Below are 23,417 nucleotides of genomic sequence, written 5' to 3'. Positions count from 1 at the left end.
GATTCCCAATCGTCATGCGGCAGTGCACTGTAGGCATTGGCAGGGTCGGGCACGTGTCGGGCGAGGAAGTAACGTTGGCCGCTAACAGGATCGTGGCGATCGTGGATGACGACGAGGCCGTGCGAACGGCCACGGTGAGCCTTGTGCGCTCGCTCGGACACGACGTCCGTAGTTTCGCCTCGGCGGAGGATTTCCTGCGCCATGGTGACGACGAGGGCATCGATTGCCTCGTGACCGATGTGCACATGCCCGGTATCGACGGTACCGCGCTGCATCGTCACCTGATCGCGCGCGGTCGCACGTATCCCGTGGTGTTCATGACGGGTTATCCGGACGACGCGATGCGCGACAGCGTGATGGCGGCTGGCGCGTTCTGTTATCTCGGCAAACCTTTCAGCGGTGACGAACTGGTCGCGTGCCTGGAGCGGGCGCTGGAAGAACGCTAGCGGAAGATCGCGCCATTCGTCGTGGCGGTTTGCTACGCTCCGCGCCCATGACCCTCATCCTCTTCCTCGTCCTCCTGGTCGTCGGCCTCGTCCTCTTCGCCCGGCACCGCCGGCGAGGCGCGTGGACGTTTTCGATCCTCGCCCTTGCCTGGTTGTTCTTCGCGGGTTGCGGTCCACTCACCGGCCTTCTGCTCGGTCCCCTGCAAGCCGGCTTCACGCCGGACGTCGCGCACTGGGGACAGCGCAATGCCATCGTGCTGCTCGGCGCCGGCACCGTGCTCGGCAGCGAAGGCGCCGTCGAGCCGAGCCTTTACGCCAACGGCCGTATCCTCCGCGCTGCGCAGCTCTACCATGCATGCAAGGAGACGGGCGCGGAGTGCAAGCTCGAGGTCAGCGGCGGCGACGCGATGAAGCTGAAGCAGCCGGAGGCCGACGTCTATGCCCTCTCGCTCGACCGGCTCGGCGTGCCGCGCGGCGACCTCATCCTGGAAGGCCGCAGCATGAATACCTTCCAAAATGCACAGTTCAGCAGGCCGCTGCTCACGGCCTACGGCGCGGACAAGATCGTGCTGGTGTCCTCGGCCGTGCACCTGAAGCGTGTCGCGCTTTATTTCGCCCACTTCGGCTTACGCGGCGAAGCGGTACGAGGCGACTACGTCAGGGCGCGATACGACTGGCTGCCCACGTCGGAGAACCTGTCCTTCGCGGACTTCGCCATCCACGAGTACCTGGGCGTGGCGCGCTACCACCTCTACAACGGGATGGGCTGGAACGTGCCGAAAGTTCCTGAAGAAAGCGTGACCACGCAGACACATACGTAACAATTAGCCGCTTATGCTGTGCCACCGTCCAGCACGGACCCGACGACCCAGGAGTTACCCGTGAAGTCTCGTTACCTACTCGCCGCCCTGATTGCCGCCGCCTCCGTCGCGCCGGTAGCCACCTATGCGCAGACCGCCGCGCCGGCTCAGGATGCTCCCAATCCGGCCTCCCAGATCCCGGCGGCGGACAAGCAGGCCATCCAGAGCTACAACCTCAACGATGACGTGTTCAACCGCATCGTGAAGGTGTCGCAGGAAGCCAAGCAGCAGGGCATCCGTCCGAAGGACGCGAAGACCGATTTCTCGAAGATCCACTCGCTCGACGACCTGGCGGCGCAGGTTACCGCGGCCGACCCGCGCATCGAGCCGCTGCTCAAGAAGTACAACTTCACCCCGCGCGATTTCCTGCTGGCGAACCTGGCCGTGACCAACGCCGCCATCGCCTCGGAAGCCAAGAAGAATCCACAGATGGCTGCTTACGTCGACCAGTCGAAGGTCAACCAGAAGAACGTGGCCTTCTACGAGTCGCACAAGGACCAGATCAACGCCTTGATGGCGCAGGACGACGGCGGCGACGGCCGCTAAGCGTTCAGGTGGACCGCATGTAGGCTTCCATGACGCCGAGGGCTTCCGCGCAGTCCGCGCGGCCGAAGCCCAGACGGAAGCGGTCCGCTGGCGTGTCCGCGAGGGCCGACCGGTAGTTGGATGCCGGTAGCAGGAGCACGCCGCTTCGCTCGACGAGGTTCGCAGCGAACGCATCCACGCCTTCCGCGCCCATGTAGCGCGGATAGGCGATGCAGCCACCGTCCGGCCGGTGCCACTGGAACCGGTCGGGCCAGCGGGCGAAGAAGCCGTCCAGCAGTGCGAGGTTGCCATCGAGCCGCTCGCGATGCGCGGCCAGGATGGTGTCGCGCGCCTTGAGCGCAATGAGCGCGAGTTGCTCCGACGGCGCCGCGTTGCAGATCGACAGGTAGTGCTTGTAGCGCTCCATGCGTTGCAGGAGGTCGCGGTCGGCGCACGCGATCCACCCGATGCGCAGGCCGGGCAGGCCATACGCCTTCGACATCACATTGAGCGATATCCCGCGCTCGTACTCGTCCGCGGCGTTCGGCAGGTGGACCGTGCCGGTCGCGCCGAGGAGACGATAGACCTCGTCGCTGAAAAGCCAGATGCCGTGCTTGCGACACAGCGCCACGAGCGCGTCGAAACGATCGCGTTCGAGGATCTTGCCGGTCGGGTTGTGGGGAAAGTTGATCGACACCACGCGTGTGTTTGGCCGGATCGCCGCGGCCACGGCGTCGATGTCCAGGGACCACCGGTCGTCGGGATCGAGCGCAACGCCGGTCACGTCGCAGATGGAGAGCGGGACCGTCTCGGCCGACTGGTAGTTCGGCGTCACGACGATGGCGTGGTCGCCGGGCTCGAGCAACACCCGCATGGCGATATAAATGGCTTCTTCCGCACCGGCGAAGCAAAGCACATCCTCCGCGGACCGCCTTTCATACGTGCTCGCTATCGCTTCCCGCAGCGCCGGTGCGCCATAAGTCTGCGTATATCCCAGGTGCAGCTCGTCGAAGGCGTCGCGATCGTCGGGTTCCGCAAGGACGAGCAAGCCCGAGAGGCTCATGCTCTGCGCGTCGGAGGCGGCGAGGTTGTAGCGCGCCGCGAACTCCCAGCGCGAGAAGTAGGTTTCGAGGCGAAAATCGGGGAGGGAGGTCATGGTGTGGTCTGTAGCGTGTGTACTATGTGCCGCATCTAAGCACTGCTGTCCGAGCCTGTCGATGACCTCCCTGCGTTCCACTCCCTGGTTGCCGGCGCTGGCCGTGCTCGGCTCCGTGACGTCGTTGAGTATCGGCACGTCCTTCGCGAAGAAGCTGTTTCCGCTGATCGGGGCGGAAGGGACGTCGGCGCTGCGCGTCGGGTTCTCCGCCCTGATCCTGTTGCTGGTATGGCGGCCATGGCGGTGGCCGCTCAGCCGCCAGGACGCGGGCTCGGTGATCCGCTACGGGCTGACGCTTGGCACGATGAACCTGTTGTTCTACCTCGCTTTGCGCACCATCCCTTTCGGCATCGCGGTGGCGATCGAGTTCAGCGGACCGCTGGCCGTGGCGATGTGGTCGTCGCGTCGTCCGATCGATTTCCTCTGGCTGGCCTCGGCCATTGCCGGTCTCGCGATGATCCTGCCCATCGGACGCGGCAGCACGCTGGATCCGACCGGCGTCCTGCTCGCCTTGGGCGCTGCCGTCTGCTGGGCGCTGTATATCGTGTTCGGCAAGCGTGCCGGGCACCTGCACGCAGGACATTCCGTGTCGCTGGGCCTTGTGGCGGCCAGCCTCGTGGTGGTGCCCTATGGCGTGGCGCATGCCGGCATGACGTTGCTCGACCCCGCCATCCTCGCCGCCGGGCTCGGCGTCGCCATCGTCTCCAGCGCGATTCCGATGTCACTAGAAATGATGGCGATGAAACGACTGCCGAGCGAGACCTTCGGAATCATGGTGAGCCTGGAACCCGCCGTTGCCTCGCTGCTGGCGATGCTGCTGCTGGGCGAGCACCTGACGTCGTTCCAGTGGCTGGCCATCGGGTTCATCGTTCTCGCCTCCATCGGAAGCACGGTGACCGCGCGGCGAGCGCGGCCGGAAGCCGTGGAGCTGGCGGGATAAGAGCGCAAAACAGGCACGCAGCGAATGGGAACCCGTCGCCTTGGTTACCAGGTCTTCCTGACGCCTAGCGTGCCCGCGACGCGGCGGTACCGGTGCACGCCGAACCGGGTTTCCACGTCGCCCCACAGGCGCCATCCGTCGTTGCGCAGCATGCTGAGGCCGAGCTTCAAGGCATACGCATTGCGCGGCACACCGCCGGCGAAAGGCTGGCCGTCGAACTGCGTGGCATCGAGCCTGCCGAGACGGCGTAGCCAGCTGGCCGTGAGGTAAGGCGAGGCGACATGCCCGCCCGGCGTCTGCCAGCGCGCAGCCGCGCGCATGCCAGCCCGGGCCGTGCTGCCGCTGGCGTGCAGGGGATTCACACGCGTGCCGTTGGCCTCCGTGTGCGCGCCGCCGCGCAACCGCGTGGCGGTGATCTGCGCCTGCGGCTCGAGATAGATGTCCGTGTCGCGATTGAGCACCTTGCGCCAGCGGTGCCCGGCTTCGACGCTGGTGGTGAGTGTGCCGCTGCCGTAGCGTTCGCTGGCGAGCGCGGTGCCCTCGACGCGCTGGTTGAAGTGCGCGTATTGGGCCCAGCCGCGAAGGTAGGTGCCGGCGGCGGTGCGCAGGCCCCCGTAGATACCTCCCGCCGCGCCCTTGACGCGCCCACGCGCCGAATAGCGGGTGAGCAGGGAGGTGCCGCGCGTGTCCGCGTTGCCCAAGGCGGCCATCACGCCGACGTGGGTTTCCATCGCTCCGTCGCCTTGAAGCAGGTCGGTGCCGATGGTGAGTTCGTTCGTGGCGGTCGTGGTCGTCACCTGGCGCCCGAGGTCGAACGCGGTATGTCGACGCTCGAATCGCGCCCACGGACGGCCGCGCGAGCTATCGGGCTCGTCATCCCTGCCGGCGCCAGGGCCTGCCTGGAACATGTCGAGCGCCGCCACCTGGTTGGCGCGGTAGGTACCTGTTTCCGGCCTGAGCACCGGGGGCGGTACGGGCGGGTCGACGGGGTCGATCGGCTCGATCGGGTCCTTGCCTTCCTCGGGATCCAGGATCGGGTCGGGCGGCAGGGAAGAACGCAGGTACCAACCGCCATCGGATGGCTCGCTGAGGGAGCCCTGGTGCAGGAAGTACTCGTGGGCGCCGGCCACCGCGCGACCGGATAGGGCGAACCGGCCGTCGGAGCGGCCGTCGACGCGGACGAGTCGTACGCCGTCCACCGTGTGGTCGCCTCGGCCGTCCAGGGCATCCACGGCGATGAAACTCGTCCCCGAGGTATTGCCCATGACGTGGATACGGTCGCTGGGCGAGCTGTCGTCGCCGAGCCGGGTGCGCATCCGGAACAAGCCTTCGTTGCCTTCGTAGTCGCCCGCGATGGTCAGCGTGCCGAACGTGGCAGCCGTGGCAGGTGCGAATGCGACGACGCCGTGGTCGTTGCGGAGCGATCCGACGTGGCTGTCGCCCGTGACGACCCATGTGCCGCCGGAAGCGAGCGAGAGGTCGCGCACGATGGACGACGCGCCCGACCAGGTGGCGCCGGCAAGGGCGGAGAGCGACAGCCTCGTTTCATCGGGCTGTTCGACGGCCGTTTGGGACAGCCGGATATCGCCGATCGCCACTGCCTTGTCCTCGATCGTCAGCGTGAACGCTTTCGTTGAAGCCGGGTCGACCTCGGCAAAGGCCCCGTCCCCACCCCGTAGCACGGCGCCACCACCGATGCGGATAGTGCCGGGATCGTGCAACCCCAGCGCTGCCGCCTGCGCACTGCTTAGGCTTCCACCGTCGATCGAAAGGTTCCCGCCGCCCTGGATGATGGCGCCATACGCGCCTTTTCCTGTCGTTGAAACCGCGCTACCCCGAGTGGCGAGATCCGCGGCGGTAACCAGCATGCCGTGCGCGTTGTCGCCAGTGGTAGTGACGGTGGAGTCGATCAATGTGACCCGACCGCCCGTGGAAGCCACGGCGCCATAGCCAAAGGCACCGTTCGTGTCGATGCGTGAATCGCGTACGTCGATCTGCGGCGTCTTCCCAGGAATGTCGCCTCCTTGGGCCAGCACGCCGTAGGCGTTGTACCCGTACGTGACCACGTCGGTATCCTGCAGGCTGACGTATGAGCCGCGATCGACGAGACCGTGGGAGTTGCGGGCGAGGGTTTCAATGAGGGACCCGCGAACCGCGAGGGGGGCACCGTCATGGACGCTGACAGCCACCGAGTTGGCGCCTTCAGTGCGGAGACGGCTGTTGCCGGTGATTATTACCAGGCCGCTTCCCGTGTTCGCATTGATGGCGTTCGCAAGTGATCCGCGCGTCGTTACGTCCGTTCGCACGACTGTGGCGGTGGCGTCGAGCGCACCATGGATGGAGATACCATGGCTGCCGCGGCCGTTAGTCTCGATCGTTGCGCCGTCAGCCTCCATGGATGAGCCATGCTTGATGAGCAAGCCATCGGCGGCCTCGCCGTGCGTGACGACAGTACTCTTGTCCAGAGAGAACGACCCCCCGCTCTCGGCTTCGATCCCTACGGCGTTATAGCCTGACGTCTCAATGGCGCTCTCACGGAACTTGCCGCTGGCGTCGGTGAAAAGTGCTCCTCTCGCCCCGGCGCCCTCGGTGGCGATCCGGACATCATGCAGAAGAAGGGCGCCGCTGCCGGTGCCGTCAGCATGTACGCCCCGAGCGCCGTTGCCTGTGGTGTGCAGGGTGCCGCCGACCAACTCAACGAAGCTGTTCGGGCCGGTGACTTCGACCGCATGGCTTTGCTTGCCCGAGGTGTCGATCTCGATGTTCCTGCTGAAAGCACGCCCGGCGTTAAGCGTTTTCAGTCCGATGACGGAGTCCCCGGTGAACGTGTAGGGACCCGAGGGGATCGTCCGGATCTCACCATCGACGACAATGGGAACGGAATCCGCGGCGGCCATAGGGGGCAGGGCGGCCATGACGAGGGCCGTGAGATACCGTCGGGGGAGGGGGGTGGCGGGTTTCAAAGCGAGTCGCTCCTTGTCTGGCTGTCGGACGGGATGCCAACAGCAACTTCCAGATGACAGGGTAGGGACTGGCTTCAGGTGGGGGAACGCGATTATTCTGAAAATGTCTGCGAACGCGTCTGCGCTGCGCCGCTGGACATCCACGCTTCATAATTGTCGTCGCACCCTAGACGGGACCATCTTCGGGGGGAAACGTCGGGGATGCGAGATTAAGCACCATACATAACGAATGAGGAGCCCAGCATCATGAAGGTTATTTCGATTACTGCCCTGGCTTTCGTAGCCGCCGCCCTGCTAGCCGGCTGCAACAAGTCGGACGACAACGCCACTCCGGCCTCGCCGTCGGCTGCTTCGACCGCCGCCGCTCCGGCCGCCGCCCCGACCACCACGCCGCCGGCTGCCAGCACCGCCGCCTCCCCGGCCATGACCCCGCCGGCCACCACCGGCACCGCTGCTCCGGCTCCGGCCTCGACGGCCGCGGGTCACTAAGCCGCGCCTCCGGCCGCTCTTTCCGAGCGGTCAGGGGAAAGGAAACGCCGCTGCGCTTCGCAGCGGCGTTTTTTTTGCCACAAGCATGCGACGTGCCATGGCATCCATGACTAGTGGCACGCGTGGCCCTTCCGTTCAGGATCGGGCACGCTTACGGGGTTCCGTTCGTCCCACTGCCACAGGAATCCCCATGCCACATCGTCCCATGTTGCTGCCGATGCTCGCCCTGTCCCTGGCTGTCGCCTCCTCCTTCGTCGCCGCGCAGACCGCGCCGATGACGCCGGACATCCCGGCCAAGTTCGAGGTGCCGACGACGGCCAACGATTACGTGAAGCGCGTCGTCGAGATCCCGATGCGGGATGGCGTGAAGCTGCATACGGTCATCGTCATTCCGAAGAACGCGAAGCACGCACCGATCCTCCTCACCCGCACGCCCTACAACGCCGATGGACGCGCCTCGCGCGCCGATGCGTCGACCATGCGCGATCTGCTGCCGATGGGCGACGAGGTGTTCGTCGACGCCGGCTATATCCGCGTCTTCCAGGACATCCGCGGTAAGTACGGTTCCGAAGGCGATTACGTGATGACCCGCCCCCTGCGCGGTCCGCTCAACGACTCGAAGGTGGACCACTCCACCGACGCGTACGACACCATCGACTGGCTGACGAAGAACCTGCCGGAGTCGAACGGAAGGGTAGGCATGCTCGGCTCGTCGTACGAGGGCTTTACCGTGGTCATGGCGCTGGTGAACCCGCACCCGGCGCTCAAGGTGGCGGCCCCGGAAAGTCCCATGGTCGATGGCTGGATGGGCGACGACTGGTTCCATTACGGCGCCTTCCGCCAGACCAACTTCGACTACATCGCCGGCCAGAACGCGAAGCGCGGCAAGGGCGCCACCATTCCGCGGCTGGGGTACGACGACTACACCAACTTCCTTGCCGCCGGATCGGCCGGGGACTATGCGCGCGCCAACGGCTTCGACCAGCTGCCGTACTGGCGCAAGATCAGCGAACATCCGGCCTACGACGCGTACTGGCAGGAACAGGCGCTGGACAAGGTCATGGCAAAGCAGCCGCTGAAGGTGCCGACCATGTGGCTGCAGGGCCTGTGGGACCAGGAAGACATGTGGGGCGCCATCCATAGCTACGAAGCCGTGGAACCGAAGGACAAGGGCAACGACAAGAACTTCCTGGTGATGGGCCCGTGGCGCCATAGCCAGGTGAACTACGACGCCTCGTCGTTGGGCGCGCTGCAGTGGGACGGCGACACCGCGCTGCAGTTCCGCCGCGACGTGCTGCTGCCGTTCTTCAACCAGTACCTCGTGGACGGTGCGCCCAAGGCCAACACGCCGCCCGTCTTCATCTACAACACCGGCGAGAACCACTGGGACCGCTTCAAATCCTGGCCACAGGCGAAGAAGACGCGTCCGCTGTACCTGGCCGCCAACGGCAAGTTGTCGTTTGACGCGCCGGCGGCGACCGAGGCCAAGTACGACGAGTACGTCTCGGATCCGGCGAAGCCGGTGCCGTACCTGCCCCGTCCGGTGAGCTTCGCCGATCACAAGGCCTGGACCACCTGGCTGGTGCACGACCAGCGCTTCGTCGATGGCCGCCCGGACATCGTGACCTACATGACCGAGCCCCTTACCGCGCCGCTGAAGGTGGCTGGCGCGCCGCAGGTGAACCTGTATGCCTCGACCAGCGGAACGGACAGCGACTGGGTGGTGAAGCTGATCGACGTCTACCCGGAGACGGACGCCAGCCATCCGGAAATGGGAGGCTACGAGCTGCCGGTATCGATGGACATCTTCCGCGGCCGTTATCGCGAGGGTTTCGCCGAAGGCAAGGCACTGACCCCGAACACCCCGCTGCAGTACCGCTTCGGCCTGCCGACGGTGAACCATACCTTCGAGCCGGGACACCGGGTGATGGTGCAGGTGCAGTCCTCGTGGTTCCCGCTGTACGACCGGAACCCGCAAACCTTCGTGCCGAACATCTTCTTCGCCAAGCCGTCCGACTACCGGAAGGCGACGCAGCAGGTGTGGCACACGGCCGGCACGGCCAGCGCGATCGACCTGCCGGTGGTGGACGCGAAGTAGCCGGGGCCTCCCTGTAGGAGCCGCTATGGCGGCTCCTACAAGGCGGCATTTTGCAATCCCTCCACGCGCGCGACCGTATCCTCGCGGGACCTACGCGCCGAGGACTGCACCATGGCCCGCCCGATCTGGACTGGAACGCTATCGTTCGGTCTGCTTAACGTTCCCATCCGGCTGATGTCCGGCGAGCGTCGCAACGACCTGCATTTCCGCATGCTGGACCAGCGTAACAACACGCCGGTCCGCTACGAGCGCGTCAACGCGGAAACCGGTGAAGAGGTGCCCTGGAAGGAAATCGTCAAGGCCTTCGAATACCAGAAGGGCAGTTACGTGGTCCTCGAGGAAGAGGACATCCGCAACGCCGCGAGCGACGCGCATGAAACCGTCGAGATCGACACCTTTGTCGATGGCAAGGACATCTCCCCCGCCTACTACGAGAAGCCCTATGTACTGCTTCCGGCGAAGAAGGCCGAGAAGGGCTACGTGCTTCTCCGCGAGACGTTGAAGAAAACGGGCAAGGTCGGCATCGCCCGCGTGGTCATCCGCACGAAGGAGTACCTCGCCGCGGTGATGCCGCAGGACGATGCGCTGATCCTCAACCTCCTGCGTTACAAGGCCGAGGTGGTCGACGTATCCGATTTCGAGTTGCCGGCCAAGTCCGCGTCCGAATACCGCATATCGCCGCGGGAGATGGAGATGGCCACGGACCTCATCGAATCCATGTCGGGCAAGTGGAAGCCGGAGGACTACCACGACGAGTTCCGCGCCAAGCTGCGCGACGCCATCGAGAAGCGGCTGAAGAGCAAGGGTGTCACGGCGACCGTCGAGGAAGAGGAGCGCACGCCGGAGAACGCCACGACCAACGTGGTCGACTTCATGGCGCTACTGAAGAAGAGCATCGGGGCGAAGACGCGCACGCCGGCGGCGAAGGACACGCCGACGCGCAAGACCGCCGCGAAGAAGGCCCCCGCGAAGAAAGCCCCGGCGAAGAAGACCAGCGCGAAGAAGGCCACGAAGAAAACCGCCAGCCGCAAGGCCCCGGCCAAGCGTCGGGCGGGCTGACCCGTGGCCGGGCTGGTCGTCGGCGGCGTCACCATCACCCATCCGGAACGCCCGGTGTTCGGCGACGGTGGACCGACCAAGGGAGAGGTCGCGGCGTATTACGACGCGGTGGGCCGGTGGTTGCTTCCCGAGTTGCGCGACCGCCCGCTGTCGCTGGTGCGCTGTCCGCAGGGCTCGACGGGGCCGTGCTTCTTCCAGAAGCACCATGCCGACACACTGGGCGCGCATGTCCATCCGGTCACGCTGGAGGAAAAGGGCGGCGACGATGCGGAATACATCTATGTGGACGACGTGCGCGGTGTCCTCGAGCTCGTGCAGATGAACACCCTCGAGTTCCACCCGTGGGGTGCGCGTGCCGATGCACCGGACAAGCCCGACCGGATGATCTTCGACCTCGATCCGGCGAAAGGCGTGGAATGGAAGGCCGTTGTCGCGGGCGCACGCGCGATCCGCGACCGTCTTTCCGAGGTGGGACTGGAGAGCTTCGTGCGCTCGTCCGGCGGGAAGGGGTTGCACGTCGTGGCGCCGTTCCGGCGCGGGCCGTCCTGGGAGAAGGTCAAGGCCTTCTGCGAGGGCGTCGCGGACGCGCTGGTCGCTGAGAAGCCAAAGCTCTACATCGCGGAGGCGAGCAAGGCCAAGCGCGAAGGCCTGATCTTCATCGACTGGCTGCGCAACACCCGCGGCGCCACGAGCGTCACGGGCTGGTCGTTACGCGCGCGTCCCGGAGCGCCAGTGGCCATGCCCCTGGCGTGGGACGAGATCGCGCGCCTCAAGAGCGGCGGGGCGTTTGACTTGACGAAGGCGCTGAAGCGGGCGAAGACCCTCGAGCACGATCCATGGGAAGGCATCGGCACGTTGAAGCAGGTCTTGCCCTAGCCGTCAGCCCTGCATCCGCCGGAGCGACGCCATCGCTTCGTAGCACGCGCCCATCGTGTGGTAGTCCGTCTTGCCGGCGGGGCTCTTCTCGTCGTCGTACTTCTCGTTGTTGCGCTTGAGGATGCGGTACCACGCGCCGTACGTGTGATCGACGAGGTGTTCCCAGCTGTAGGCCCAGATCTTTTCGTACCACTCGTCGTACTTCGCTTCGCCGGTGGTCTCGAACAGCAGCTGTGCCGCCGCGAGTGACTCCGCCTGCACCCAGAAGTACTTGTCGTCGTCGCAGACCTCGCCTTCCGGGGCGAAGCCGTAGGCGATGCCGCCGTATTCCTTGTCCCAGGCCTTGTCCAGCGCCTCGTCGAACAGGTGCTTCGCCGTCGGCACCAGCCAGCCGGCATGGCGCGGCGTGCCCTTGGTGTAGCGCTCGAGCATGAGCAGCAGCTTGGCCCACTCGGTCTGGTGACCGGGCTGGAAACCCCAGGGGCGGAACAAGTGCTTGGGATTGTCGAGGTTGTATTCCCAGTCGATCGACCAGTCCTCGTGGTAGTGCTCCCAGACCAGCTTCTGCGGCGTGAGGCCTGCCTGGCGCTGCGTCATGTTGTTCGCCAGCAGCATGGCGCGGTCGAGGTAGCGGTCGTCCTTCGTGGCTTCCCACGCGGCGATCATGGCCTCGGTCATGTGCATGTTGGCGTTCTGGCCGCGATAGCCGGTGAAGTGCCAGTCCTTGTCCGCCTCGTCGCGGTACAGGCCGCGGGTCGGTTCCCAATAGCGCTGCTCGAGGAGGTTCCAGATCTCGTCCTGCCACGCACGCGCTTCGTCGAAGCCGACCTTCACGCCGCAGGAATACGCGAGCAGCATGAAGGCCAGGCCGTAGCAGTGGTTCATCTGGTCGTCGGGCTTGCCGTCGGCAATCGTCCACGCATAGCCGCCGGTGGCCGGATTGCGGTGGACCTCGCGCAGGTACTTCAGCCCGTGCATGGCCAGGTCCTTGTCCTCGGGCTTCTTGAACTCGAGGTAGGCCATCGCGTGGTTGAAAACGAAGCGCGTGCTGGAGACGAGGTGGCGATGGCTACGGTCGTAGACCGTGCCGTCGTCCTTGAAGTACTGGAAGAAGCCGCCGGCCGGATCGACCTCGTTCGGCTTGTAGAACGCCATCGTCTTCGCGACATGGTCGCGCAGCACGTTCACGTCATGGAAATCGGGGAGGGGGACGGTCGTCATGCGTGCATCTCCATGAAGGCCTTTACTTCGGCCTGGTCGGGAATGGCGGTGAACGAGCCCTTGCGTGTCGCGGTGATCGCGCCGGCGGCGGCCGCGAAGCGGATCAGGCTGACCAGGCGGGCTTCGTCCTCGATGAGCGCGTCGAAGCGCTCCGGCGTGACGCCCTCGGCGGCCAGGCGCGCCAGCAGGCCGCCCACGAAGGCGTCGCCGGCCGCGGTCGTGTCGACGGCGTCCACGCGATAGCCCTGCAAGGTGCCGCGCGCGGCGCGCGTGAACCAGTGCATGGGTTCCGCGCCGTCGGTCACCAGCAACAGGCGGGCCTTGCCGCGCCACAGACGCTCGAGCACGGCGTCGTCGGAGCCGGCGCCCGCGTGGATGAAGGCGAACTCTTCCGCGCTCAGCTTGATGACGTCGGCTTCGTGCAAGGCTTCCCACAAACGCGGCAGGGGCGCCTCGTCCCGCGGCCACAGGGCCGGGCGAAGGTTCATGTCGAAACTGACCAGCGCACCCGCGGCACGCGCGCGGCGCATGCCCTCCACGGTGGTCGCGGCGATCGCGGCCTCGGTGAGCGAGTTGGAGCAGACGTGGAAGATCGCGAGGCGGTCGAAGGCCTCGCGCCGGAAATGTTCGGGACGGAACAGCAGGTCCGCGGCAGGAGGCCGATAGAAGCTGAAGCTGCGGTCCCCCTTGTCGTCGTGGGCGACGAAGGCCAGGGCCGTGCGTGCCTCGTCGGTACGAGCGACGTCTTCCGTGCCGACACCGAGCTCGGTGAGGCTCTTCAGCAGGAAGTCGCCGAACATGTCGCGAGCGAGCATGCCGGCAAACCGGGCGTGTCCGCCCAAGCGTGCCGCGGCGACCGCGACATTGGCCGGCGCGCCGCCGGCAAAGGGAACGAAGGCGGGAGGCTGACCGGCGCCGCCCTGGGGCTGTGCGTGGAAATCGATCAGCGCCTCGCCGAAGCAGAGGATGGAAGACATGCTACGGCCTGTCCTTGGGGGCGGAGTAAAGGGGAAACACGACGGCCGGCATGGGAGCCGGCCGTCGCGTGCGAGCGGTCAGCGCGTGGCGACCGGCAGGCTGCGGATCTTCGAGCCGCTGAGACCGTAGAACACGATATACGCGTAGCAGATCAGCGGAATGAAGAAGGCATGCTGCACGCCGATCTGGTCCGCGATGATGCCCTGGATCCAGGGAATCAGCGCACCGCCGACGATGGCCATGATCAGCAGGCTGGACGCCTTGCCGGTCAGCGGACCCATGCGTTCGATGCCCAGCGAGAAGATCGTCGGGAACATGATCGAATTGAACAGGCCGATGGCGACGATGCTGTACACAGCGACCGTACCCGTCGTGCTCATGGTGGTGATGACCAGGAGGCCGTTGATGACGGCGAACACGGCCAGCAGCATGCGTGGCGAGAATTTCGCCAGCAGCGCCGAGCCGATGAACCGGCCGACCATCGCGCCGCCCCAGTAGAACGCCACGTGGCTGGCGGCGACTTCACCCGACATATTGCCGATTTCGGGCAGTTCCAGGTAATTGATCATGAAGCTGCCGATGGCGACCTCGCCACCCACGTAGAAGAAGATGGCCAGCACGCCGAAGAACACGTGCGGCGTCTTGAACGCGTCCATCAGCGAGTGCTGGCTGTCGTCGGCCTTCTCGGTGGTTTCCTCGAGGGCGGGCAGGTTGAACAGGTACACGCCGATGGCGAGCAGCACCAGCACCACCGCCAGGCCGATGTACGGGCCCTGCACGGTGCCGGCCTCGTGGGCGCGGTAGGTGATCTGTTCCGCCGCGCTCATCTTCGCGATGTCGGCGCTGCTCTTCACCGCATTCGAGAGAATGAGGAAGCCGCCGAAGAACGGCGCGAGGAACGTACCGAAGGAGTTCAGCGCCTGCGCCAGGGTGAGGCGGCTGGAGCTCGTCTTCTCGGGCCCGAGCAGGGCCACATAGGCGTTGGCGGCCACCTGCAGCACCGTGATGCCGGTCGCGAGGATGAACAACGCGCCGAGGAAGAAGCCGTAGACGCGCATGCCGGCGGCGGGCCAGAACAGCGCGGCGCCGATGCCGGCGATGATCAGGCCGGCGACGATGCCCTTCTTATAGCCGAGCTTGGCGACGAGCCTGCCGGCGGGCAGCGACATGATGAAGTACGCGCCGAAGAACGTGAACTGGATCAGCAGTGCCTGCGCGTAGTTCAGCTCGAACACGGCCTTCAGGTGCGGGATGAGGATGTCGTTCAGGCAGGTCAGGAACCCCCACATGAAGAAGATCGTCGTCATCACGCCAAGGGCGAGGGGGAAATAGGTATAGCGGGTGTCGCCGGGTGTCGCGGCGGACGGCGATGCGGGCGATGGCGTGTAACCGGTGGCCATGGGGCGCTCCATTTTCGGGTTCAGGGGGAGGACGGTGGGCAGCTGCTTTCGCGTACGACGAGCCGTACAGGCGCGATCGTATACGCAGCTTCCGTCTCGGGATTGCCAAGTCTTTCGAGGATGAGTTCGGCGCTGCGCCGTCCCAGGCCGCGCGGATCGACCGCGACGGTGGTGAGGGGCGGCACGCAGACCGAAGCTTCTGCGACGTCGTCGAAGCCGGTCAGGGCGAAATCTTCGCCCGGACGACGGCCTCGCTTGGTCAGGCCAAGCATAAGCCCCAGCGCCACGGCGTCGTTGTAGCAAACCGCCGCCGTCGGCGCTGGGTCGCGCGCGAACAGCGCGCCGGTCTGGCGAGCTGCTTCCAGGCGCGTCGGCGCACTCTCGATAAGCCAGGCTGGATCGACCTTCAGGCCGGCATCGCGCATCGCCCCCGCATAGCCCCGGCGGCGTTGTTCCACCGAGCTCGAATCGCGGTGGCCACCGAAGAAGGCAATGCGCTGGTGGCCAAGTTCTATGAGATGTTCCGTAGCGAGGCGGGCGCCGTGCTCGTTGTCCATCTCGAGGGTGTCCCAACGGTGCGTGCCGTCGTCGTCGGGGAGTTCGCGGTTGAACACCAGCAGGGGCGTATGCACGCCGACGGCAGCGAGCACCTGCTCGCCCTCGCTGCCCTCGGCCGGCGACAGGATGATGCCGGCCGGGCCGTGTTCCACCAGCGAGTTCAGCACGGCCTGCTGCCGGACCGGGGATTCGCCGGTGTTGCCGAGCAGGGTGACGTAGCCCGCGCTGGCCAGGGCCTCGTCCGCGCCGGCCGCGAATTCCGCGAAGAAGGGGTTGCCCAGGTCGTTGATGACCAGGCCGATGCTCGAGGAGGTGCGCCGGCGCAGGTTGGCCGCCGCCCGGTTGTATACGTAGCCCTGGCGCTTGAGCTCGGCCTCCACGCGAGCGCGGGTGGCGGAGTTCACCAGCGGGCTGCCGCGCAGCACCAGCGAGACGGTGGCCCGCGAGACGTCGCAGCCCTGTGCGATATCGGCGAGCGTCACCTTGCGGCGCTGCGGGGTATTCCTCGACATCGGAACTCCTTCAAACGATCTAAACCCGGCGATCATCGCGCGGGGGGCTCAGGGATGCATCACGCACTGCAACATGCGCGATAGCGCTATCTTTGCTACGTTCGACGCGTTTGTCACGATCCAAATAACCTGGGGTACCCACGATGTCCAGAACCACCCGCCTGCGCCGCGGCCTGATGGCTGCCGCCCTGACCCTCGCCCTGCCGGCCCTGGCCGCCGCGGCCCCTGGCGGCAAGGCCAATGGCGCCTTCGCGGCGGTGGATCCGATGATCGGAACGGGTGGCGACGGCCACACCTTCCCGGGCGCCACGGTGCCGTTCGGCATGATCCAGCTGTCGCCGGACACGGCCATGCCGGACTTCAAGCACGCGTACAAGTGGGCCGCCGGCTACCAATACGGCGATTCGAGCATCCTGGGCTTCTCCCATACGCATTTCTCCGGCAGCGGCCATTCCGACCTGGGCGACGTGCTCGTCATGCCCATCGCCGGCGATGTGAAGCTGGACCCCGGTTCCCCCGACCAGCCCGGTAGCGGCTATCGCTCGCGCTTCGACCATAAGAGCGAGAAAGCCGAGGCAGGGTACTACGCCGTCACGTTGGCCGACTATGGCGTCCGGGCCGAGCTGACCGCCGGCAGCCGGGTGGGCTGGCATCGTTACACCTTCCCGAAGGGCAAGCCGGCCCACCTGCTGCTCGACCTCCGTCCCAGCATCTATGACTACGACGGCAAGGTGCTCTGGTCCTCGCTGCGCGTCCGCGACGACGGCACGGTGACCGGTGGCCGCACCACCCGTGGCTGGGCACCGGGCCGCCAGCTGTATTTCGCCATGCGCTTCAACCAGCCGCTGTCCTCCCGGAGCCTCAAGAACCGCGAGAAGGACGTGCCTTACAAGGGCTTCTCCGGCCCGGGCAACCGCGCCGAGGACGTCGACGCCATCAGCGGGCGGGCCCTCGAAGGCGTGTTCGACTTCGGCGACCTCGCCAAGCCGTTGATCGTGAAGGTCGCCGTGTCGTCCGTCAGCGAGGACAACGCCGTGGCCAACCTGGATAAGGACGGCGCCGGTTTCGACTTCGACGCCCGCCGCGCGGAAGCCCGCCAGGCCTGGGAGAAGGCGCTTTCCTCGGTCGACGTGCAGGCCCCCGCCCAGACCCGGAAGACGTTCTATACGGCGCTGTACCACGCCATGATCGCGCCCGGCCTGTCGATGGACGTCAACGGCCAGTACCGCGGGCCGGACAACCAGGTCCATACGGCCAAGGGCTTCGACTTCTACTCGACCTGGTCGCTGTGGGACGTCTACCGGGCCCAGCAGCCGCTGATGACCCTGCTCGAGCCGGAAAAGAGCAATGACTTCGTCAGCTCGCTGGTCGCCGCGCAGCAGGCCAGCCCCTTCGGCATCCTGCCGGTGTGGGCATACCAGGGCATGGAGACGTGGTGCATGATCGGCTACCACGCGGTGCCGGTGATCGCCGACGCTTATATGAAGGGCATTCGCGGCTACGACGCGGACGCCGCGCTCAAGGCCATGGTCGCCAGTGCCACCTACGGTCCGTACGGCGGCCTCGACGATTACATGAAGCTCGGCTACGTGCCGATCGACCGCCAGCCGGAAGCCGCCTCCAAGACCGTCGAGTACGCCTTCGACGATTGGTCTCTGGCCCAGATGGCCAAGGCCATGGGCAAGGACGATATCGCCGCGAGCTTCATGAAGCGCGCCGGCAACTGGAAGAACAGCTTCGACACGAAGACCGGCTTCCTCCGCGCGCGGAAGAGCGATGGCAACTACCGCGAGCCGTTCGACCCGTCGTCGGCCGGTTACGGTAGCGACTACACGGAAGGCAACGCCTGGCAGTACTCCTGGTACGTGCCGCAGGATGTCGCGGGCCTCATGACCGCGCTCGGCGGCAAGGACGCGTTCGTGAAGAAGCTCGACCAGGTGTTCGATGCCAAGGTGGACCCGAAGTCGTTCGCCCACGTCGAGGACATCACCGGCCTGATCGGCTGGTACGCGCACGGCAACGAACCCAGCCATCAGGTCGCCTACCTGTACAACTATGCCGGCCAGCCCTGGAAGACCCAGGAGCGCCTGGTGAAGATCATGGAGACGCAGTACACCCCGACGCCCACCGGCCTCGTCGGCAACGACGACCTGGGCCAGATGTCGGCGTGGTACATCTTCACCTCGCTCGGCTTCTATCCGGTCGCGCCGGGCAGCAACCAGTACGTGATCGGCCGGCCCTTCGTCGAAAAGGCCACGCTGAACCTCGCGGGCGGCAAGACGTTCACCGTCTCCGCCGACCACCTCGATGCAAAGCATCCGTACGTGGGCAAGGTCACGCTCAACGGCAAGCCGCTCGATCGCACCTTCATCCGCCACGAGGAGATCGTGGCCGGCGGCGAGCTGCATTTCTCGATGCAGGAAACGCCGGCGAAGGATTGGGGCAGCAGCGCGGGCGCGCAGCCGTACTCCATGAGCGACGCCGCGCACTGAGTACGTGATTGCCGTCACGGGTCCTTCACGACCGTTTCGGCATTAAGCACGCCTCCATCAGGACGGGTGCGCCTTCTTTTCTCGCCATGCGGGGGAAGAGGGCGTGCCCGTCCTCGTCTACAATGAGCACCCTTCCTTGGCAGGAGTCGTCGCGGGGATGACGAAGGCATGATCGAACGTATCGGACTGCGCTGGCGCCTCGTGGGCCTGCTCGCTGCCGTGCTCGTGATCGTCGCGCTGCCGTACATCGTCACGCGCTCGAGTTCCGAGGACGCACTGAACTCGCGGGATTGGGTCACCCATACCGCCGAGGTCAAGGCGAACGTCTACCAGCTCGCCGAAACCTTGCGTAACAGCGAGGCCGCCATCTACGCCCGGCTGGCCGGCGCGGCGGACAGCGAAGGGCTGGACGAACGCGCCCGGGCGCCGCGGAAAGTCGTTCCCGGGATCGTGGCCGCGCTGCGCGAGATGACCCGCGACAACCCGGAGCAGGTGGCGCGTCTTGGTGCACTCGAATCCATCGCCAATGGCCGTATGGCGTTGAGCGACCAGGCGCTGCAGCGCCTCCAGGCGGGCGATCGCAGCGGCGCCCTGGCCTCGATGGAAGATGCGCGCCAGCTTTTCCCCATACGCACGCAGATCCAGACGGTACTGGCTGAGGAATCGAAGCTCCTCGACAAGCGTCGCGACCAGGCCCGCAGGCTGGCGAACGACAACCGCGTGGTGCTCCTGGTCGCGGCGCTCGCGCAGATCGCCTTGCTCGGTATCGTGGTGGTCGTTTCCGAACGCCAGATCGCCATCCGCCTGGCCGCCGAGTCGCGCGTGGCCGGTGCCGTGAAGCGCTCCCAGCTCATCGTCCAGGCAGTGCGCGAGCCGATCGCCATGCTCGACCGCCAGCTGCGCACGCTGCTGGTCAACACGGCCTTCGCGGAGCTCTATGGCTTCGACCCGGAAGGCGACCAGAAGCTTCCGCTCGACCAGATCGGAGAGGGCGCCTGGACCGACACCGCCCTCCTGCAGCGCCTCGCGGATGTGATCACGCGCGACCGCGAGTTGTGGGATTACGAGCTCACCCAGCGCACGGTGGACGGCATCGATCGGTTCGTCGTCATCAATGCCCGCCGCATCGAGCAGCCCGACAGCAACGATCCGGCCCTCCTGCTGACGGTGAGCGACATCACCGCGCGCGCGCTCGTGGAGCAGAAGGTCAGTGAGCTGAACCGCCAGCTGGAAGGGAAGGTGGAGCAGATCTCCGACGTGAACCGGGAGCTGGAAGCCTTCAGCTATTCCGTGTCGCACGACCTGCGCGCGCCGCTGCGGCACATTTCCGGATTCGCCGGCAAACTCGAGTCGCAGTTGGGCGACAAGGCCGACGACCGCGTGCGGCACTACATCGACGTGATCAGCAGTTCCTCGCGGCGCATGGCCCAGCTGATCGACGACCTGCTCGTGTTCTCCCGCCTGGGACGCGGGGCCCTGCGCCTGCAGACGGTGGATATGCAGTCCCTGGTGGACGAAGCACGCGCGCTGGTGCTGACCGATGCGCGGGACCGCCGCATCGACTGGCGGATCGCGCCCATGCCCATCGTGATCGGCGACGAGAACATGCTGCGCACGGTGTGGCAGAACCTGCTCGGCAACGCCGTGAAGTACACGGGCAACCGTGAAGTCGCCACCATCGAGGTGAGCGTCGACCGCCTCCCGGCCGGCGACTACGAATTCAGCGTGCGCGACAACGGTGCCGGTTTCGACATGCAGTACGCGGCCAAGTTGTTCGGCGTGTTCCAGCGCCTGCACCGCGCTTCCGAGTTTCCCGGCAACGGCATCGGCCTTGCCAATGTGAGACGCATCATCGCGCGCCATGGAGGGCGTACCTGGGCCGAGGGCGAAACCGGCGTCGGCGCCACTTTCCATTTCTCTTTACCGGCCGCGGACCTTCCGGGCGCCAGAACGGGTGACACATGAACCAGCGCGACCTGCGCACGATCCTCCTCGTCGAAGACTCGATGGCCGATGCCGAGATGGCCATCGACGCCCTGCGCGAGGCCAAACTCGCCAACCCGATCGTCCACCTCGAGGACGGCGTGGACTGCCTCGACTGGCTCCATCGCCGTGGGCCTTACGCCGACCGCGTCGAAGGCGACCCGGCGGTGATCCTGCTCGACATCAAGATGCCGCGCATGGATGGTCTGGAAGTCCTCAAGCAGCTGCGCACGGAAGAGCGCTGGAAGCGCCTGCCGGTGGTGATCCTGTCGTCGTCGCGCGAGGAAAGCGACCTGGCCCGCAGCTGGGACCTCGGCGTGAACGCGTACGTCCTCAAGCCGGTGGATGTGCAGCAGTTCTTCACCGCGGTCCAGACGCTCGGCCATTTCTGGGCTGTGCTCAACCAGCGCCCCGAAGGCGAATGACGGAGCCTGGTCGCAAGCCATGACTGACATGGGCGGACAATCCCAAAAGGTCCGGATCCTCCAGGTGGAGGACAACGCGTTCGACGCGGAACTGGTCCTGGGTGAACTCGAGCAGGACGGCATCGAATACGACGTGAGGTTGGTCGACCACGAGGAGGCGTACGTCGCCGCCCTCGATGGCTTCGCCCCCGACATCGTGCTATCGGACCTCAGCCTGCCTGTCTTCAGCGGTGAGCGCGCGCTGCAGATCCTGCGCGAGCGTTCTTCCGACATACCCTTCATCTTCATATCGGCGACGCTCGGCGAGGAAGCCGCGATCGAAGCGCTGCGCAATGGCGCGACCGATTACATCCTGAAGCACAACACGGCGCGTCTCGCCAGCGCGGTGCGACGTGCGCTGCGCGAAGCCGAAGAGCAACGCGCGCGCGTGCGCGCCGAGCAGGAGCTCATTCGCGCCCAGCGCTTCGAGAGCCTCGCACTCCTCGCCGGCGGCCTGAGCCACGACCTGCGCAATCTCCTGCAACCGTTGCTGCTGGCCGGCGACACGCTGGAAGACTACGCGGACGACCCGCGCCTCGCCCGCCTCGGCACGCTCGTCCGCGACTGCGGCCGCCGCGGACTGGAGATGGTGTCCTCGATGCTCTCCTTCGCGCGCGGTGCGCGACGTGCCGAGCAGGTAAAGCTGGGCGCGCTGCTCGAAGCGTTGAACCTCCTGTTGCAGGGGAGCGTGCCCCGCACGGTGAAGATGGAAGTCGACATCTTCGATCGCGACGTGGCCTTCGAGGGCAACCACACCGAGCTGCAGCAGTGCCTGTTGAACCTGTGCCTCAACGCCATCCAGGCCATGCCGGACGGGGGGACGCTGCGCATCGAGACCGACCTGGTCAGCCTGCCCGAAGACTTCTTCGTCGACGTCGAGCCGGCCGCGCCGGGACGCTACCTCCGCCTGTCGGTCATCGATACCGGCGAAGGGATGAGTCCCGATGTCCTGCAGCGGCTCTTCGAACCATTCTTCACGACCAAGGCCGCCGGTACCGGCTTGGGCCTGCTCTCGTGCAAGCGCATCGTCGCCAGCCATGGCGGCCTCATGCGCGTGCGCAGCCAGGTGGGCGAAGGCACGGCATTCCATCTCTACCTGCCGTTGAACGCGGAAGACGCCGACCACGTCGAGCCGCAGGTGATGGACGCCAGCTTGCAAGGCGAGGCCGAGCGTGTGCTCGTCGTGGTCGAGGAAGCGGTGCAGCTCTCGCTGCTGGTCGATACCCTCGACGCTTACGGCTACCAGGCAGGTGCAAGCCAGAGCGGCACCGCGGCGCTGCAGTGGATCGAGGCTCACGGCATCCCCGACCTGGTCGTGATGGATGCGGACATGAACCTCTTCACCGGCGTGCGTACACTCGCCGCGTTGCTCGAGCACGGATACACCGGCGCGGTGCTGTTGCTGGCGCGACCGGATTCGCCGCCGAACTTCGACGAGCTACCGCAGCTGGATCATCTGTATGTGATCGAGAAGCCCGTGCAGTCGCGGGGGTTGTTGCGGAAGGTGCGCGAGGCGTTGGATGCGAGTGAAGCGAGTCGTTGACCTTGTCATGTCACATCGCCGTTCCTAGGAGTTGCCCCTTGTTGACATCTTTCTCACCCGACCGCTAGATTTCGTGAGCGTCGGCACGCGTCGACGCACGGGGGACAGGGAATGGGTTTTGATGTGCAGGGCGCGGCCGCTGGCTGCGTGCGTTTCCATGGGCGCGCGTCGCTCCCCCTAGCCGCCTTCGTGGCCTCGTTTTTTCTCCCGGTCCTGGCTGCCCATGCGCAGTCCGAGCCGGTGTCCAGCCCGGGGGATGAGTACAAGAAGCTCATCAAGGTGAGCGAAGACATCCAGCCGCTGGGCGAGACGCCACTGTCGTCCGCCGGGAAACAAGCCTATACAGATGCGCTCATAGAAGCCATAGACCGGTACCAGAACGCAGTTAGAGAACATAAGAACGATGATCCGCGCTCTCGCTGGCTAGTCTGGCCTGGGGAAGGCTACAGACTTCGTGCAATTGATGATGAGTCGGTGTCGCTGCTCGCCTTGAGGGATTCTCAGCAGTCAACGCCTTCGTTTCATATCGCGGTAGGAAGGTTCGCTCTGCCTTGTAATGAGGCGATAAAGGAGGGGCGGCAATCAATCCGAGTTGGAGACTGGTCCGCATCCTTTGAGGGTCACTGTATAAGCGGGGTCACCGTATTCAGGCCAGTTAAGGTTTCTGATGAGGCGCGGTTGGCGCGCACCATCGCAACGGGACGTCAACTCATTTTGATAAGTGGCGGCACGACCTGGGCGTTCGATTTATCAGGTGTCCCGGTTCTTAACGCCAAGATTGCGGCGGAAGCCGCTGGCTCGCATTCTGACGAGTAATGCGCTGTGGCAGCATCAGTGCGACGGCATCGGTGCCA

The 23,417-nt window shown here is 65.8% G+C and carries 19 protein-coding genes; 13 read left to right on the top strand and 6 right to left on the bottom strand.

The window, feature by feature from the left end; genetic code table 11:
* Positions 1 to 74 precede the first annotated feature (74 nt).
* Genes ACQKIE_RS16675 through ACQKIE_RS16665 form a run of 3 tightly spaced genes read left to right on the top strand, consistent with a single transcriptional unit; the run spans position 75 to position 1,852 of the window.
* Positions 75 to 446, top strand: coding sequence for a response regulator transcription factor (locus ACQKIE_RS16675; protein WP_427461166.1), 372 nt, complete (start codon positions 75 to 77; stop codon positions 444 to 446).
* A gap of 47 nt (positions 447 to 493) precedes the next feature.
* Complete coding sequence (locus ACQKIE_RS16670; protein ID WP_427461164.1) at positions 494 to 1,267, top strand: YdcF family protein; 774 nt, start codon at positions 494 to 496, stop codon at positions 1,265 to 1,267.
* 60 nt (positions 1,268 to 1,327) lie between these two features.
* Positions 1,328 to 1,852 carry a hypothetical protein gene (locus ACQKIE_RS16665; RefSeq protein WP_427461162.1) on the top strand — a complete coding sequence of 175 codons (525 nt, stop codon included), beginning with the start codon at positions 1,328 to 1,330 and terminating at the stop codon, positions 1,850 to 1,852.
* Between the two features lie 4 nt (positions 1,853 to 1,856).
* On the opposite strand, the gene ACQKIE_RS16660 is transcribed toward ACQKIE_RS16665, so the two are convergent.
* Positions 1,857 to 2,987 (bottom strand): aminotransferase class I/II-fold pyridoxal phosphate-dependent enzyme, encoded by a 1,131-nt coding sequence (locus tag ACQKIE_RS16660; protein ID WP_427461160.1) that lies wholly within the window; start codon positions 2,985 to 2,987, stop codon positions 1,857 to 1,859.
* 61 nt (positions 2,988 to 3,048) lie between these two features.
* On the opposite strand from ACQKIE_RS16660, the gene ACQKIE_RS16655 reads away from it, so the two are divergent.
* Complete coding sequence (locus ACQKIE_RS16655) at positions 3,049 to 3,927, top strand: EamA family transporter (RefSeq protein WP_427461158.1); 879 nt, start codon at positions 3,049 to 3,051, stop codon at positions 3,925 to 3,927.
* Between the two features lie 44 nt (positions 3,928 to 3,971).
* On the opposite strand, the gene ACQKIE_RS16650 is transcribed toward ACQKIE_RS16655, so the two are convergent.
* Entirely contained in the window at positions 3,972 to 6,842 is a 2,871-nt protein-coding gene (locus ACQKIE_RS16650) for an autotransporter outer membrane beta-barrel domain-containing protein (protein WP_427461156.1), read from the bottom strand.
* A gap of 294 nt (positions 6,843 to 7,136) precedes the next feature.
* Between ACQKIE_RS16650 and ACQKIE_RS16645 the strand changes: the two genes are divergently transcribed.
* The 4 genes from ACQKIE_RS16645 to ligD all read left to right on the top strand — a co-directional run bounded on the left by ACQKIE_RS16645 (position 7,137) and on the right by ligD (position 11,412).
* The gene (locus tag ACQKIE_RS16645; protein WP_427461154.1) at positions 7,137 to 7,379 is read left to right on the top strand and encodes a hypothetical protein; all 243 of its coding nucleotides are present in this window, start codon (positions 7,137 to 7,139) and stop codon (positions 7,377 to 7,379) included.
* Positions 7,380 to 7,584: 205 nt separating this feature from the next.
* A complete protein-coding gene (locus ACQKIE_RS16640) occupies positions 7,585 to 9,477 on the top strand; it encodes a CocE/NonD family hydrolase (RefSeq protein WP_427461358.1) in 1,893 nt (630 codons plus the stop codon).
* A 111-nt stretch (positions 9,478 to 9,588) separates the two neighbouring features.
* Positions 9,589 to 10,536, top strand: a complete 948-nt coding sequence (locus tag ACQKIE_RS16635) for a Ku protein (RefSeq protein WP_427461152.1) — start codon at positions 9,589 to 9,591, stop codon at positions 10,534 to 10,536.
* A gap of 3 nt (positions 10,537 to 10,539) precedes the next feature.
* Complete coding sequence (ligD, locus tag ACQKIE_RS16630) at positions 10,540 to 11,412, top strand: non-homologous end-joining DNA ligase (protein ID WP_427461150.1); 873 nt, start codon at positions 10,540 to 10,542, stop codon at positions 11,410 to 11,412.
* 3 nt (positions 11,413 to 11,415) lie between these two features.
* On the opposite strand, the gene ACQKIE_RS16625 is transcribed toward ligD, so the two are convergent.
* From ACQKIE_RS16625 to ACQKIE_RS16610, 4 genes are all read right to left on the bottom strand, one after another.
* A complete protein-coding gene (locus ACQKIE_RS16625; RefSeq protein ID WP_427461148.1) occupies positions 11,416 to 12,633 on the bottom strand; it encodes an AGE family epimerase/isomerase in 1,218 nt (405 codons plus the stop codon).
* Positions 12,630 to 13,610, bottom strand: coding sequence for a carbohydrate kinase family protein (locus ACQKIE_RS16620; protein WP_427461146.1), 981 nt, complete (start codon positions 13,608 to 13,610; stop codon positions 12,630 to 12,632). The genes ACQKIE_RS16625 and ACQKIE_RS16620 overlap by 4 nt, the downstream gene beginning before the upstream one ends.
* 78 nt (positions 13,611 to 13,688) lie before the next feature.
* Complete coding sequence (gene fucP, locus ACQKIE_RS16615) at positions 13,689 to 14,918, bottom strand: L-fucose:H+ symporter permease (protein ID WP_427461356.1); 1,230 nt, start codon at positions 14,916 to 14,918, stop codon at positions 13,689 to 13,691.
* 113 nt (positions 14,919 to 15,031) lie between these two features.
* Positions 15,032 to 16,081 (bottom strand): LacI family DNA-binding transcriptional regulator, encoded by a 1,050-nt coding sequence (locus ACQKIE_RS16610; RefSeq protein ID WP_427461144.1) that lies wholly within the window; start codon positions 16,079 to 16,081, stop codon positions 15,032 to 15,034.
* Positions 16,082 to 16,224: 143 nt separating this feature from the next.
* Here ACQKIE_RS16610 and ACQKIE_RS16605 point away from each other — a divergent pair, with 143 nt between their 5' ends.
* The 5 genes from ACQKIE_RS16605 (at position 16,225) to ACQKIE_RS16585 (ending at position 23,379) form a co-directional block, all read left to right on the top strand.
* Positions 16,225 to 18,573, top strand: a complete 2,349-nt coding sequence (locus ACQKIE_RS16605) for a GH92 family glycosyl hydrolase (RefSeq protein ID WP_427461142.1) — start codon at positions 16,225 to 16,227, stop codon at positions 18,571 to 18,573.
* 168 nt (positions 18,574 to 18,741) lie between these two features.
* Positions 18,742 to 20,538: a sensor histidine kinase gene (locus tag ACQKIE_RS16600; RefSeq protein WP_427461140.1), complete on the top strand. Its 1,797-nt coding sequence runs from the start codon at positions 18,742 to 18,744 to the stop codon at positions 20,536 to 20,538.
* Positions 20,535 to 20,981, top strand: a complete 447-nt coding sequence (locus tag ACQKIE_RS16595) for a response regulator (RefSeq protein WP_427461138.1) — start codon at positions 20,535 to 20,537, stop codon at positions 20,979 to 20,981. Before ACQKIE_RS16600 ends, ACQKIE_RS16595 begins: the two co-directional genes overlap by 4 nt.
* A gap of 19 nt (positions 20,982 to 21,000) precedes the next feature.
* Complete coding sequence (locus tag ACQKIE_RS16590; protein WP_427461136.1) at positions 21,001 to 22,563, top strand: response regulator; 1,563 nt, start codon at positions 21,001 to 21,003, stop codon at positions 22,561 to 22,563.
* Positions 22,564 to 22,674: 111 nt separating this feature from the next.
* Positions 22,675 to 23,379 carry a hypothetical protein gene (locus tag ACQKIE_RS16585; RefSeq protein WP_427461134.1) on the top strand — a complete coding sequence of 235 codons (705 nt, stop codon included), beginning with the start codon at positions 22,675 to 22,677 and terminating at the stop codon, positions 23,377 to 23,379.
* Positions 23,380 to 23,417 lie beyond the last annotated feature (38 nt).

The sequence above is a fragment of the Luteibacter sp. NPDC031894 genome, from assembly GCF_050273135.1.
GTDB lineage: Bacteria > Pseudomonadota > Gammaproteobacteria > Xanthomonadales > Rhodanobacteraceae > Luteibacter.
Note: the sequence above shows the minus strand (reverse complement) of the source record. Positions and strands in the feature narration are given on the sequence as shown.

Coding starts and splice junctions, on each gene's coding strand:
- ACQKIE_RS16670 (WP_427461164.1), top strand. CDS start 494: ATGACCCTCATCCTCTTCCTCGTCCTCCTGGTCGTCGGCCTCGTCCTC.
- ACQKIE_RS16660 (WP_427461160.1), bottom strand. CDS start 2,987: ATGACCTCCCTCCCCGATTTTCGCCTCGAAACCTACTTCTCGCGCTGG.
- ACQKIE_RS16655 (WP_427461158.1), top strand. CDS start 3,049: ATGACCTCCCTGCGTTCCACTCCCTGGTTGCCGGCGCTGGCCGTGCTC.
- ACQKIE_RS16650 (WP_427461156.1), bottom strand. CDS start 6,842: ATGGCCGCCCTGCCCCCTATGGCCGCCGCGGATTCCGTTCCCATTGTC.
- ACQKIE_RS16645 (WP_427461154.1), top strand. CDS start 7,137: ATGAAGGTTATTTCGATTACTGCCCTGGCTTTCGTAGCCGCCGCCCTG.
- ACQKIE_RS16640 (WP_427461358.1), top strand. CDS start 7,585: ATGTTGCTGCCGATGCTCGCCCTGTCCCTGGCTGTCGCCTCCTCCTTC.
- ACQKIE_RS16635 (WP_427461152.1), top strand. CDS start 9,589: ATGGCCCGCCCGATCTGGACTGGAACGCTATCGTTCGGTCTGCTTAAC.
- ACQKIE_RS16625 (WP_427461148.1), bottom strand. CDS start 12,633: ATGACGACCGTCCCCCTCCCCGATTTCCATGACGTGAACGTGCTGCGC.
- ACQKIE_RS16620 (WP_427461146.1), bottom strand. CDS start 13,610: ATGTCTTCCATCCTCTGCTTCGGCGAGGCGCTGATCGATTTCCACGCA.
- fucP (WP_427461356.1), bottom strand. CDS start 14,918: ATGACGACGATCTTCTTCATGTGGGGGTTCCTGACCTGCCTGAACGAC.
- ACQKIE_RS16610 (WP_427461144.1), bottom strand. CDS start 16,081: ATGTCGAGGAATACCCCGCAGCGCCGCAAGGTGACGCTCGCCGATATC.
- ACQKIE_RS16605 (WP_427461142.1), top strand. CDS start 16,225: ATGTCCAGAACCACCCGCCTGCGCCGCGGCCTGATGGCTGCCGCCCTG.
- ACQKIE_RS16600 (WP_427461140.1), top strand. CDS start 18,742: ATGATCGAACGTATCGGACTGCGCTGGCGCCTCGTGGGCCTGCTCGCT.
- ACQKIE_RS16595 (WP_427461138.1), top strand. CDS start 20,535: ATGAACCAGCGCGACCTGCGCACGATCCTCCTCGTCGAAGACTCGATG.
- ACQKIE_RS16590 (WP_427461136.1), top strand. CDS start 21,001: ATGACTGACATGGGCGGACAATCCCAAAAGGTCCGGATCCTCCAGGTG.
- ACQKIE_RS16585 (WP_427461134.1), top strand. CDS start 22,675: ATGGGTTTTGATGTGCAGGGCGCGGCCGCTGGCTGCGTGCGTTTCCAT.